Origin of the sequence: Sulfurimonas sp. (genome assembly GCF_047622445.1) — a bacterium.
GTDB lineage: Bacteria > Campylobacterota > Campylobacteria > Campylobacterales > Sulfurimonadaceae > Sulfurimonas.
In genome coordinates this window covers 1-13747 of the sequence record NZ_JBLHOE010000011.1, presented here as the reverse complement: position 1 = coordinate 13747, position 13747 = coordinate 1, and the positions used below count along the sequence as shown (strand labels likewise).

At 33.1% G+C, this 13747-nt stretch carries 13 protein-coding genes and 1 tRNA gene; 5 read left to right on the top strand and 9 right to left on the bottom strand.

Annotation, left to right across the window (positions count from 1 at the left end; all coding sequences use genetic code 11):
• The first annotated feature begins 225 nt into the window (after window positions 1-225).
• From ACI9TV_RS03905 to ACI9TV_RS03885, 5 genes are all read left to right on the top strand, one after another.
• Entirely contained in the window at window positions 226-2154 is a 1929-nt protein-coding gene (locus tag ACI9TV_RS03905; protein WP_415249446.1) for a TonB-dependent receptor plug domain-containing protein, read from the top strand.
• Window positions 2155-2272: 118 nt separating this feature from the next.
• Window positions 2273-3421 carry a pepsin-like aspartic protease gene (locus ACI9TV_RS03900; RefSeq protein ID WP_415249445.1) on the top strand — a complete coding sequence of 383 codons (1149 nt, stop codon included), beginning with the start codon at window positions 2273-2275 and terminating at the stop codon, window positions 3419-3421.
• 224 nt (window positions 3422-3645) lie between these two features.
• Window positions 3646-3810 carry a transposase-like zinc-binding domain-containing protein gene (locus tag ACI9TV_RS03895; protein WP_415249487.1) on the top strand — a complete coding sequence of 55 codons (165 nt, stop codon included), beginning with the start codon at window positions 3646-3648 and terminating at the stop codon, window positions 3808-3810.
• On the top strand, window positions 3786-4679 hold the full coding sequence (locus ACI9TV_RS03890; protein ID WP_415249486.1) for an IS256 family transposase, variant Zn-binding type: 894 nt from the start codon (window positions 3786-3788) through the stop codon (window positions 4677-4679). The genes ACI9TV_RS03895 and ACI9TV_RS03890 overlap by 25 nt, the downstream gene beginning before the upstream one ends.
• 35 nt (window positions 4680-4714) lie before the next feature.
• Window positions 4715-5023, top strand: a complete 309-nt coding sequence (locus tag ACI9TV_RS03885; RefSeq protein WP_415249444.1) for a tyrosine-type recombinase/integrase — start codon at window positions 4715-4717, stop codon at window positions 5021-5023.
• A gap of 83 nt (window positions 5024-5106) precedes the next feature.
• Here the strand turns inward: ACI9TV_RS03885 and ACI9TV_RS03880 are convergent.
• The 9 genes from ACI9TV_RS03880 to gyrA form a co-directional block, all read right to left on the bottom strand.
• Window positions 5107-5181 (bottom strand) — tRNA-Asn (locus ACI9TV_RS03880).
• Between the two features lie 51 nt (window positions 5182-5232).
• Window positions 5233-6213: a radical SAM protein gene (locus ACI9TV_RS03875; RefSeq protein ID WP_415249443.1), complete on the bottom strand. Its 981-nt coding sequence runs from the start codon at window positions 6211-6213 to the stop codon at window positions 5233-5235.
• Window positions 6164-7207: a uroporphyrinogen decarboxylase gene (gene hemE / locus ACI9TV_RS03870; RefSeq protein ID WP_415249442.1), complete on the bottom strand. Its 1044-nt coding sequence runs from the start codon at window positions 7205-7207 to the stop codon at window positions 6164-6166. The genes ACI9TV_RS03875 and hemE overlap by 50 nt, the downstream gene beginning before the upstream one ends.
• Window positions 7207-7719 carry a YqhA family protein gene (locus ACI9TV_RS03865; RefSeq protein WP_415249441.1) on the bottom strand — a complete coding sequence of 171 codons (513 nt, stop codon included), beginning with the start codon at window positions 7717-7719 and terminating at the stop codon, window positions 7207-7209. Before ACI9TV_RS03865 ends, hemE begins: the two co-directional genes overlap by 1 nt.
• Before the next feature lie 2 nt (window positions 7720-7721).
• A complete protein-coding gene (locus ACI9TV_RS03860) occupies window positions 7722-8759 on the bottom strand; it encodes an aspartate-semialdehyde dehydrogenase (protein ID WP_415249440.1) in 1038 nt (345 codons plus the stop codon).
• 11 nt (window positions 8760-8770) lie between these two features.
• Window positions 8771-9919 carry a sigma-54-dependent transcriptional regulator gene (locus ACI9TV_RS03855; RefSeq protein ID WP_415249439.1) on the bottom strand — a complete coding sequence of 383 codons (1149 nt, stop codon included), beginning with the start codon at window positions 9917-9919 and terminating at the stop codon, window positions 8771-8773.
• A 22-nt stretch (window positions 9920-9941) separates the two neighbouring features.
• A complete protein-coding gene (locus tag ACI9TV_RS03850) occupies window positions 9942-10232 on the bottom strand; it encodes a hypothetical protein (protein WP_415249438.1) in 291 nt (96 codons plus the stop codon).
• A gap of 68 nt (window positions 10233-10300) precedes the next feature.
• Window positions 10301-10870, bottom strand: coding sequence for an LPP20 family lipoprotein (locus ACI9TV_RS03845; RefSeq protein WP_415249437.1), 570 nt, complete (start codon window positions 10868-10870; stop codon window positions 10301-10303).
• A gap of 65 nt (window positions 10871-10935) precedes the next feature.
• Complete coding sequence (gene gyrA / locus ACI9TV_RS03840; RefSeq protein WP_415249436.1) at window positions 10936-13425, bottom strand: DNA gyrase subunit A; 2490 nt, start codon at window positions 13423-13425, stop codon at window positions 10936-10938.
• Window positions 13426-13747: the final 322 nt, after the last annotated feature.

Here is a 13747-nt window from a genome sequence, read left to right as displayed (position 1 = left end):
AACTACCTATAATTTTTGTAAACAAACATTCCAGTATGTTAGCACAAATTTTTGAATAATTAAGAGTAAAATCAACAGAATTATAGATTTGTTTATTAAAAATACTTATTTATACTTTTCCCTTAGCATTTTATTGGAATTTCTTGTATATAAGACTAAAAAAAAGATATATCTGGTATATTTCTGATAGTAAAACTATAAGATAGTTTCAATAAAAGGTTAATCATGAAAAAATCATGTATAAGTTTATGTTTTTTAAGTTCGCTATTATTTTCAAATAATTTAACTAGTATAGAAGAACAATTTACTAAGGAACAAAACTGGTTAGAAGCAGAAACATTTGTTATATCTGCATCACGTATAAAAGAAAATATTAAAAAAACACCCGCTAGTGTTACTGTTATACAAGAAGAACAAATAGAAGCTATGGGAGCTGAGAATATATACGATATATTAAAAACAGTTCCGGGTATAGATGCATCAGGAGGTAATGTATATACTGATAGGGTTTCTGTCTCCGGGATTCAAACATGGTTTAGTGAAAAAGTTCTTTTCTTGTTAGACGGACACTCATTAAATGTAGATTATTTAAACGGCGGTGCTACAAGCGCATATAAAGATATCCCGATAGAGTTAATAAAAAGAGTAGAGGTCGTGACTGGACCATCTTCTGCACTTTACGGTGAAAATGCATTTATGGGATTGGTAAACATCATTACCAAAAAAGCTGAAGATATAGATGGAACTATAGTGACTATTAAAGGGGGGAGTAACGAAGCTGCAGCAGTAAATCTTCATTATGGAAAAAAATATAATGAATTTGCTGTAACGGCGAATATTAACTCTAAACAAGAGAATGAAAAAATATTTGTAGAATCACAAAATAAAGAAACTAACCCAGAGATAAATTCGTTTAATTCACACCTCTCTTTAGTGCATGATTATGGTTTTTACTTTATGGGAAATTTTAATAAGACAAATGATAAATCGAAGTATGGGTTAATGAATGTTTTAAATGATATTGATTACTCAAAAAAGGAAACAATCCTTTTAGAAACAGGATATAAAAGCTCTTTAAATAAAAACTTAGATATTCATGCAAGAGTATATTATGATAATTTCGATGTAGAAAATATATGGTATATGCCTTATTCATCTCCCTCTGTTTTAGAGTATTTATATACTACAAGAAAAATAGGTTCAGAGATACTTTTAACTTACTCTGGGGAGAATTTTAGTTTAGTCTCTGGTATATCTTATGAAAAACAAAGCATAAAAGACCCTTATCAAGGGGAGTTAAACGGAGTGGAAGAACCAAACTTTATAGATGAAGTAGACAGAGAGGTTAAATCATTATTTTCTGAACTTTTGTATGATGTAAATGATGATTTTAGGGTTAATGTCGGTGTAAGATATGACTACTATAGCGACTTTGGCTCAACAATAAATCCAAGAATCGGTTCAACTTATTCTATAAATAAGACAAATACTTTAAAGCTGATGTATGGTGAAGCATTTAGAGCCCCAACATTTGCAGAACTTTATAATAAAAACAATCCAGCATTTGTAGGTAACCAAAATCTAAAGCCTGAAACGATAAAAACTACAGAAATCACTATTATAAATAACGATATAGATAATACTCAACTCTCATTTACACTTTTTAAAAGTGACATAGATGATCTGATTTTAGTTGATGCATCTAGTGGAAATAAATATATGAATATTGGTAAAATAATAACAAAAGGTGGAAAAATAGAGTTAAAATATGAGTTATCTAGAGGCTCTTATGTTTTAGCAAACTATTCATATCAGGATGCACAAAACAAAACGACAAATGAGGATATGCCAGATGTCTCAAAACATTTGGGGTATGCAGCACTTAATTATAGAGCGGGTAGCGATTATAATTTATACATAGATGCAAAGTATAAGGGTGAGCAAACAAGAGGTACTAGTAGTTTCGGTGCGGCTATTAAAAGTGCTACAATCGTAAATGCTACATTAAATATAAAAGATATTTTTGTAGATGACATGAAAATGAAATTAAGTATTAATAATTTATTTAATAAAACTACTTACGACTCAGATACATGGATTGATTACCAAGTAGCTGAGAGATCGTTTCTTGCACAACTAAGTTACAAATTTTAGTGATTAGGGTTTAACAGTGGGAATAAATATAGTATATTTGAGAAAATATTTCCTTTTTCTTTTGCTTTTAGTAGTTGTTTTATTTCTCACAGCTTGTGCTAAACCTATAGCGCTTGATATGAAAAAAGGCTTAATGGCTGATTATGGTGCATCACCTTGGTACACGGAAGATATTAAATTAGGAACTAGCAAGGTAAAACTTTCTCCTGACACGGGAGCAAATTTTATTTGGGTAACTTCAAATTTATGCAAAACAAAAGCTTGTAAAAATCATGAAAGTGTTGATTCTAATCAGCTTGGGTTTAACTGGATAGATACAAATTCCACTGAACGCTCTTTTGGTCCATGGGGATCTATGATAACACAAACTGCTCAGATAGGTTTTAGTGCAGATAATATACCTTATACGGTTGAAGATTTTTATGCCTCCACATATTATAAAGGAAATCAGTTTGAATATTTAGCCTGGGATGGAGGTATCGGTTTTCCACCGTCTAGCGATGGGATGTCAGCAGGTTCAAGCTTCTTTTTTGCTTCTTTATACAATAGTGGAAAAATTACAGAACCTATTTTTTCTATGGTTACTTATGAATCTACTAAAGAGGGGAAGCTTTATTTAGGTGGTGAAAATCCAGATGAATTTAAAGAGGAAAGTGCAATTGTTTTACAGCCTAGTCCTACAGGTGCCAATAATTGGATCTGGGGGACTGATCTCTATAAATTTATGGTTGGTGAACAAAGTATCTCTTCTTTAAAAGGTGCAGTGTTCTTTTTAGACAGTGGTTCTTCTTTGTTTAAAGGTGATGATAAATATGTAACTCCTATTTTAAAGCAATTATTTTCTATAAAAGATACTAAAGGGGATGATATCTTTAGTAAAGTATTTGATAATGACGGTAACTGGATTAGTTTGGAGTATGCAAATCAAAAAGGTCCTTATGATTATGTAGGTATTTTACCAAATATCTCTCTTAATATAGGGCAAAGTTGTTCTAGTGAAGATAATATGTCAGCACATATAACACTTAGCCCATCACAATATTCATACTATGTGCAAGAGGGAGACCGAAAAGGAAAATATGTTCCTGCTTTTAGTGTATTAAACGGTATTGGAGGTTTACTTGTAGGTTCTACATTTATGGATCTTTTTTATACCACTTTTAATTATAAAGATATTGGCAATGGGAAACTTAATCAAGGAGATATGATTATTTATAAAAAAGAGTCAGGCACTACGCCTTATAGTGTTGAGTGTATTAAAATATAAGGTATGAAGATATAATAGTGAAACAATAAAAATATTTTAGCTACTAATGAGCTACTATAAGATTTCAAAGCTTTGCAATATCGTGTTTTTGGGCACAGTTTCGGAACACTATGCCGAGAAATTTAATTAAAAGTAAAATTCTTTAGGCTAGAAAGTACTTAAAACTACTGTATAGTAGTGCTTAAAAAGGATTTATTTACAATGAGCTGTAAAAAAACGCAAAGATATGTCCAAACTGTAGTTCAAAAGAAACAAAAAAGAATGGAAAACTAGGTGGAATACAAAGGTATAAATGTTCAAGCTGTAGTACTTGTTTTTCATCTAAAAAAAGACCAGATAAACTCCAAGAAATCATCTTCAAAAAATACATTTATTACGACAAACCTTAAGTGATTTAGCAGAGGGTTACAAGAAGAGTACTCGCTGGATTCAGAAGCAAGTATTTGAGTATGAACCAGAGATAAAAGTTCATAATCCAAGAGAGATAGTTCTTGTTTGCGATGCTACATTTTATGGAAAGAGGAAAGACAAGTTAAGTACTTTAGTTTTTAAAAACAATATCACAAAAGAAATACTTTTAACAAAACATATTGAAAGTGAACTCTGCGCAGATTATAAACAACTCCTTAAGCAACTGCTGGAATTAGGCTACACAATATATTCAGTTACATTTGATGGTAAAAGAGGTCTATACAAGGTATTTAAAGACTTTCCTGTACAAATGTGTCACTTTCATCAAGCAAAGACTGCAAGAAGATATATCACAAAAAAACCTAGACTTCAGGCGGGTAAAGATCTTAAGAGAATTATGTATCCTCTTACAGAGACAAATGAGAAAAACTTTACAAAAAAACTAGATGAGTGGCATGACATTTACAAAGATTTTATTGAAGAGAAAAGTGTAAACCTAGAAACTGGTAAATCTTATTACACTCATCAAAAAGTCAGGTCTGCATATCGAAGTTTGAGAGCTAACTTACCTCACTTATTTATCAGAAAAAAGCACAAATATTTCGAGATTTCAAATACGACTAATACTCTTGATGGTGGAACTTTTTCTCCATTAAAAATACTCATTAAAATTCATAGAGGATTAGGTAAAAGTTTGAAGTTGAAAATAGTTGATGACTATCTTTTAAATTATAAGAAAAAACGATTACTTAGCCTAAAATATTTTACTTTAACTCTATTTTTCTATGAGTTTTTATCATATAACGCCAATTCAAGTTTAAAGAGCAACACTCTTAAAATTCAATAGGCGGGTAAATATAGAAGCGCCAATTCTAATATCAAGTGCAATATGCACTTACTTCTAAGAAGAAAAGCTATGTGTTTTTAAATAAAGATGATGAACATTATTATGACATCAAACGTATTAGAGATTCTAAGTGGAAGAACTTACTTAAAGAGTGTGATATTGAGTATAGAACTATCTATCAGATGAGACATACTTTTGCAACTGTGATGATAGAAAACAATGAAGATATACTTTGGGTTAGTAATATGCTTGGTCATACTGATGCTTCAATGACATTACAAATGTATGCTAAATATAGAAAGAGAGATGATGTTAAAAGAGCTTCGTTTCTCGGTGCTATTTAGGTGCTAATATGTTTGGACACAAAAGGGCACAGTAAGTAAATAATTTAGTTGGGAATACAGTGTTTATGAGGTTTAAATAAAAGTGGCTCCGGATGCTGGATTCGAACCAGCGACCAAGTGATTAACAGTCACCTACTCTACCGCTGAGCTAATCCGGAATGTGTTAGGGCGGAATTATACTCAATCAAAGTGGGAAAAGTCAAGAGTTTTTAGGACTTTTTCAACTTTCTTTTTTCATTTTCCATTGGTACTAAAAACTCGAGGTTTCCAACTATCTTTTTTACTACTTTATGTTTCTCAATTAAGAGTGTTAATCTATCTATTGAGTCATTATCAAGCAGTAAATTGATATCATCTTGAGTTAATGGTCTTTTATCTAAAGTGTTTAAAATATCTTCATCACTGTAGTATGCGTTATTTGGCTCGGCATGAATTCTTGAAGCTATGTGTATAGGCAAAGACTTATCAAACTCATGAGATGCTTCAAAAAGTTCTTTATAACTAATTCCCATTACGGGATAAGCTGGTGGTCTATCTATTGTTCCTAAGTCTATTCGCTCAGCATCAATCTCAAGTAGTACTTCGTTGAGTTTTTGCATCTCTTCTTTTGTATCATTAAGTCCATGTACAAAAAGTATCTCTATAAAAAGCTTGCCTTTGTAAATTTTAGAAAATTCTTTTACCCTACTCACTACTTCAGCAATCTTAATGCTTTCATGAGGTCTATCTATCTTTTTAAATATATCAGGACTGATTGCATCAAGAGACAACTTTACCTGATCTAATTTTAGTAATGAATTGAATACAGACTCTTCTACTAAAGTTGCACTATTTGTAAGTATCAAAGTTTCAGTTTTACCTTTGATTTTATCTATTTCATCTATTAGTTCTGAGAGATTTGGATAAAGTGTTGGTTCACCATTCGCAGTTAAAGTTATAACGTCTATCTTTTCATCTAAATGCTTTTGTAATTCTCTAATAATTTCTTGAGTACTTATGACAATAGACTGAGAATCAACTGTTACCATAGGAGCTAGTTCACAGTAAAGACAATCAAAGTTACACTGTTTTGCAGATGGTGAAAGATCGACACCTAAACTCATGCCAAAACGGCGTGAGTTTATTGGTCCAAATATTATATTATTTTTTGCCGCTGACACGTTGGCATTCACTAACAAAGTGTTTAGCATTTTCTACAGGCACATCAGGAAGAATTCCATGTCCCAGATTAAAGATATGACGTTTGCCACCCATAACACTATAAATCTTCTCTACAGACTTAGTTGTCATCTCTTGTGAGTACAAACGACATGGTTCCATGTTTCCTTGTAGAACATATTTATCTCCAAGCTTTTCTTTTGCAAGTGACATTGGAGTAGCCCAATCAACACCGAAAACATCAAAGTTTCCATACACTTTATCGTAAAATGCAGGGATACCTTTTGGAAACATAATAATAGGGATATTAGGATATTTTGACTTTAAATAATTAGCGATTTCAACCATATACTTCCATGAAAATTCATCATACATATCTATCTCAATTGCCGCTGCCCAGCTATCAAAGATTTGAACTACATCTATTCCTGATTCTATTTGTTTTTCCATGTAGTATTTTACAACTTGTGTTACTTCATGAAGAATATTGTGAAGAAGCTCAGGGTTTGAGTACATCATCTTTTTGCAAATGTTGTATGTTTTAGTCCCTTGACCTTCAATCATGTATGTTGCAAGTGTCCAAGGAGCACCAGTAAAACCGATAAGTGCTATCTCATCTCCACGTTCATCAAGCTGTGTCCGAAGAAGTTTAATCGTGTCATAAACATAAGTAAGTTTATCTGCCGCTTCTTTTCCAGTAGTAAGTCTATCAAGGTCAGCTTGTGATTTTATAGGATCAGAAAACTTAGGACCTTCACCTGTAAAAAATCCTAAATCCATTCCCATCTCATCAGGGATTACCAAGATATCAGAAAATAAAATTGCTGCATCTACACCAACAATATCTAAAGGTTGAATAGTTACTTCTGCCGCTTTTTTAGGGTCATGACATAAGTTTAAAAAGTTTCCAGCCTCTGCACGTACTGCCTTATATTCAGGAAGATAACGCCCTGCTTGTCTCATCATCCAAACTGGAGTGTATGGAGTTTCTTTACCTAAACATGCATCTACAAATATTTTACTCATTATTTTTTACCTACTTTTCCTAAATAATATAATCCAACCGCGACTGCAGTAATTGAAAGTGCGAAATAAAGCATATCTAATGCTCCAGTATATGTTGTATGTCCAACTTTTTGAAAGAATCCAACTACAAGAACCATAACAATAACTTTAGATATTTTGTCTTTAAGTTGATCAAGTGAATGAATAGCTAAAATCTTATTATCTTCACCACTTTCATCTTTTGCTACATCTATTTCTGATATGAAAAGTTCATATAAACCAAATGAGAAAAGCAACATCACTACACCAATAAGATATAAATCAACAGCACCAATAATACCACCAACTACATTTTCATGAAAATTCTCTGGATGAGCACTTGTTATATATGTTGTTAGTACATATTTTGCTGTTTCATATATATCAAATGACGCAACAACAAAAAGTACTACTGCTCCAATAAGACCAAATACAACAGCAAGGATAACCATAAATCTTGATGCCCATAAAGAGCCTTCGAACATCTTTTCCATGTTTACTTTTCTCCTTCCATTTCTACCCATTTTTGAGCAATTCTAACGGCATTTGTAGCAGCTCCAACTCTAAGATTATCTGCAACAACAAAGAGGTGAAGCATATTTTTTGCATACACATCATTTCGTATTCGCCCTACAAATGTTTCATTCTTATCTACACATGTTGCAGGCATAGGGTAAAGTGCTTCGTCTGGATTATCTAAGATAACAAGATTAGGAGCTTTACTTAGTATTTCTCTTGCTTCGTCTGCTAGCACGTCATTTTTAAACGTAAGAGTAAGTGATTCTGCATGACCACGAAGTGTTGGAACACGAACACAGGTAGCACTTAAAGGAATCTCTTTATGCATAATCTTAGTCGTTTCATTAACCATTTTCATTTCTTCTTTTGTGTATCCATTCTCAGTAAATACGTCTATCTGAGGAATTACGTTTAAAGCAATCTGTTGGTTAAAAGCTTTATGTTCTGATTCACTTAACTTAAATGCGAAAAAGTCTTGCATTTGAGTTACTAACTCTTCCATTGCAGTTTTTCCAGCACCTGATGTTGCTTGGTACGTTGACACATCAACTCTTGTTAAACCGTATGCTTCATCAAGTGGTTTAAGTGTTTGAACCATTTGGATTGTTGAACAATTTGGATTTGCAATTACTCCAGTTATTTTCCACTTTGCGATGTCCTCAGGATTTACTTCAGGAACTACCAACGGTACATCTTTATCCATTCTAAAGTGTGAAGTGTTGTCAATTACCACAGCTCCAGCTTTTACTGCGTCAGGTGCGAACTCAGCAGTGACACTTCCTCCAGCTGAGAATAGCGCTATTTCTATCTCCTCTTCTTTGAAGATATCATTAGTAAGCTCTTGAATCGGTAAAGTTTGACCATTAAACTCAACTGTTTTACCAAGACTTCTAGCAGAGGCCAAAGGTACAAGTTTATTTAAGGGAAAATCGATCTCTTGAAGTATAGTGAGTATCTCTTCACCAACTGCGCCATTTGCACCAACTACCGCTACATTATATTTTTTTTCTGCCATGTTTGTTATCCTTAATTAATTCTATTTTGTAAAAAAAGTTCTTCTGATGATATTTCTAAGCCTTCACTTAAAATTACAGCTCTCTCAACCACAGAAATGAGTTCACGTATATTTCCTGGCCAGTCGTAAGACAATAAAGTTTCCTTGGCATCTTCAGTGAAACTTTTCAATGTAAAATCATACTTTTTACAATTTATTTCGCACATAGATTCTGCAATTTGAAGTATCTCGTCTTTACGCTCTTTGAGAGGTGGAATGTGTAAAGGAATAGTATTTAAACGATAGTATAAATCTTCTCTGAACTCACCATTTTTAATTTTCTCTATTAAATTTGCATTTGTTGCAGAAACTACACGTATATCTATCTTTATAGACTTAGAAGAGCCTAAGCGGCGAACTTCTTTTTCTTGTAAGGCACGTAAAAGTTTTGCCTGAACACCGTATGGCATTTCACCAATCTCATCCAAAAAGAGTGTCCCACCTTGTGCGAGTTCAAACTGTCCTGCTTTTGCTTCACTTGCGTCAGTGAAAGCACCTTTTTCGAATCCAAAGAGTTCACTCTCTATCAAATTTTCAGGAATTGCTGCCATGTTTATAGCTATAAATGGCTTTTTGATTCTTGGTGAATTTTCATGAATATAGTTAGCAAAAACTTCTTTCCCAACGCCACTTTGACCCAAAAGTAAGATACTTGCATCTGTCTTGGCAGCTTTAGTCGCAATATTTAAAACGCCTTCTAGTACTTTTGAAGTACCTAAGAATCCACTATTTTTCTTTTTAGTAGTTTTTCCTACTACTTTTTTCTTTGCACTTTGAACTTCACTTTCTCTTTTAATAGCCGCGACCAAAGTCTCTACATCAAAAGGTTTAAGTAAGAAGTCTTTTACCCCAAGGTGGATCGATTCTATTGCACGTTGCAGTGTTGCATTTCCTGTCATAATAATTACTTCAAATTTTCCATTTAAAGTTTTAACAAATTCAATACCATCCATACCAGGCATATTAATATCTGTAATAACAAGATCATATGTATCATCTAAAGATTTTAAAGCATCTTTGGCATTTTTAAATGTTTTAATTTCAAACTCTTTGTAATCACTCATGGCAATTTCAAGAGATTTTCTCATATTTATATCATCTTCAACGATTGCAATCTTCACAAAGAATTCCTAAGTTTGGAGTCTATTTTAAGTGAATGATTCTAGCGAAATTATCATTAAAATCGACTTTGAAACATGTTGTTTTGAGTGTGAGTATGGTTGTGGAGGTATTTTGAGCATTTGTTGTTGTTTCTTTATGATCAACATCTAAGCCAATTTTATGAATAAAATTCATAAATTCTATAGAGTTATTTTTTATAACTTCATTTAAATCATTACTGTGTTTATCAGGAAGTTCTATAGAGCTTTGCGCTTTACCAATACAGTGTTTCATTGCATGAGAAACTTTCAATGAGTCATCATAGAGTAGCATATCCTTCACTACATAACGATAGGATATAAGGTATTCACTCGCTCCTAGAGAGAGTGAATTAAAAAATATTATTGAGCAAATTGCGAGTAAGCGAGTTTTATTTCCATCTCTACTTCGCATAGGCCTTCTTTAAATGTTGTTTCAACTACGCTAGCATTTCTAATCATTGCATTAACAGATGTACGAATAGTGGATTTCTTTACCATCATATTTTGAATAGTATCTTGACCATCAACTTTAACACCTTTAACTTTTTCAGCTATTAATCTATATGCATCTGCAATAGCTGCACGCTTAGCTAAAGCATATGCTTGCGCTGGAGAAGATGTATTCATTGGTGCTACACCTTGACCAATAACAGCAATAAGCATAGTTGATTTTTTTTCTAAAGTAGTTGCTTGATCATCAACAACTTTAGCTTCTTCTTTTACAAGAACTGTCTCAGTTAAAGGCACTGTAGCTCTTTGTATAGGTGGTGTTTCTTTCATGCATTGTTGCTTAACACATTTTGCAGGCTGAGCTACTGATTCATAACCTGGACAACATTCATCTTTTTTTACTGTGCCCATCTCTGGAAGTATACTACAACCTATAAATGTTGTAGCCAATAATACACTTAGAACAGAAGAGATTTTCATCTTTATTTCCTTGAGAGACATATTTATATGTCTAAATTTTCAATATAACTTCAATAAAGCAAAAGTTATTCCAACTCTAAAGTTGTTTGTCCTATTTCTGCATCCTCGCCATCATCTTCATCATCTTCTTTTTTTGGACAACGAGAAATACTTGCTACTTCATCACCTTTTACTATATATACACCAGATGTATTTCGACTTGATTTAGAGATAGTTTGCATATCAACGCGTATCATTTTTCCAGCTTTTGTAAGAGCCATCATGTCCATGTCTTCATCAACCATCAGACAACCAACAATATTTTTACCAGTCTTAGCTGTCATTTTCATAGCAATCACACCTGATCCACCACGGTTAGTTAAGCGGTACTCTTCAGCTTTTGTACGCTTACCGATACCTTTTTCAGCAACAATAAGTATCTCTTGTTCATCGTTTGCAATAATGTTTGCATCAACTACTTCATCACCTTCATGTTTGAATTTGATACCTCTAACACCACGTGTACTTCTACCTTGTTCACGAGTCTTCTCAATCTCAAACTTAATACATTGTGCAAATTTTGTAACAATAAAAAGATACTTAGTATCTAAACAAGCTATTTGTGCGGTGATTAAGGCATCATCTTCATCGAGAACAATAGCACGAACACCATTACTTCTTATGTTTGAGAATTCACTTAGATTCGTACGTTTTACTACACCATTTTGAGTGAAGAAAACTAAACCTTTCTCATCACTAAAATCTGTAGTAGGAATGATTGAACGGATTTTTTCATCAGGCATGAGATTTACAAGATTTACAACTGCCTTACCTTTAGCAATTCTACTGGCTTCTGGAATTTTATACACTTTTAACCAGTGAAGTTGACCACGGTCTGTTACAAAAAGAAGTGTATCGTGTGTGTTACATGTAAAGAAACTTTCTATAAAGTCATCATCATACGTAGTAACAGCAATTTTACCTTTACCACCACGTTTTTGTTTTTCATAGTTTACTAATGGTACACGCTTAATATAACCACGGTGTGTAATCGTTACAACCATAGGCTCATTTGGAATTAAATCCTCTATATCAATGTCATCATAGTCATCTTCTATCTCTGTACGTCTTTTATCTGTATAAACAGCGGAAACTTCATCAAATTCTTCTGAAATGATTCCATGTAATACTTCTTCACTTTTAAGAATAGATTCTAAATATTCTATTAGTTCCGTAAGTTCAGCTAACTCAGCTAAGATTTTATCTATCTCTAAACCAGTTAATCGTCCAAGTCTCATAGCAACGATACTTGCAGCTTGAATTTCACTAAAGTCATATTCGGACACTAAATTATTTTTAGCCTCTTCTTCATTAGATGAAGCACGAATAGTTTTGATAACTTTTTCAATAATATCAATAGCTTTTTTCAGACCCTCTAAGATATGTGCACGTGCTTTTGCTTTTTCAAGATCAAAAATTGTACGACGAATGATTACAGTTTTACGATGGTTTATAAAATGTTTTAAAATATCTATAATTCCAAATATTCTTGGTTCTTGGTTTAGTATAGAAAGCATGATAATACCAAATGTATTTTGCATACTTGTTTGCTTGAAAAGGTTGTTAAGAACAATCTCACTCATTGCATCACGCTTGAGTTCAATTACAACACGCATACCATCACGATCTGACTCATCACGAATAAGTGAAACACCATCAATCATCTTATCTTTTACAAGATTAGCTATGTTTTCAATTAAACGGGCTTTATTTACTTGATAAGGAAGCTCATCAATAACGATAACTTCTTTTTTAGCTGTTTGCTCTATGTGTGTCTTAGCACGAACCTTAATACGACCACGACCTGTCTCATAAGCATCCATAATTCCTTTTTTACCAAAGATAATTCCACCGGTTGGAAAATCAGGAGCTTTAATATGTTCCATAATATCTACTAAAGAGATATTTGGATCTGCTAAAAGGGCTTTAAGTCCATTCATGATTTCAGTCGGATTATGAGGAGGAATATTTGTAGCCATACCAACTGCGATTCCTGAAGAACCATTGATAAGTAAGTTTGGAACACGAGTAGGCATTACATCTGGTTCTTTTGTAGTACCATCGTAATTATCTGTCATATTTACTGTGTTTTTTTCTAGGTCTTTAAGTAGTTCACCCGCATACTTAGTCATACGTGCTTCCGTATATCTCATAGCAGCAGCACTATCCCCATCAACAGAACCAAAATTTCCTTGGCCATCAACAAGTTCCATGCGCATAGAGAAGTCTTGAGCCATTCTTACAAGAGCATCATAAACTGAGTTGTCACCATGTGGATGGTACTGACCAATCACATCACCAACGATACGGGCAGACTTTTTAAACTTCGCACCATGAGAAAGATTAAGTTTATCCATTGCATAAAGAATTCTACGGTGAACTGGCTTAAGTCCATCTCTAACATCTGGTAAAGCACGTCCCACTATGACACTCATTGAGTAATCTAGATAGCTATTTTGAAGAGTTGTTTCAATGTTTATTTGTTGTATATCGTCGTTGTTTAGCAAGTCGCTCATAAAAGTCCTTAGGTAGCATGTAAGTCTTAAAATTTAATTCACTTATAATATCTAAAATTCCCTTAATACAATACAAATTAGCCTAAAGTTGAGAAATTTATCTAGCCATATAAAGAAAAATTACGTATGATTAAAAAATAGGCACTTTTTTGGTGATTAGTCTAAAAAATAGAGTTATAATTTGCCTTGAAATAACTCACAAGAGAACAAAAGGAATTAAAATGAAGAAATGGTTACTAATCGCATTAGCGCTTTTACCAACTTTAGCCTTCGCTGAAGATACACCTACACTTGATACTGGTGATACTGCATGGATGATGAT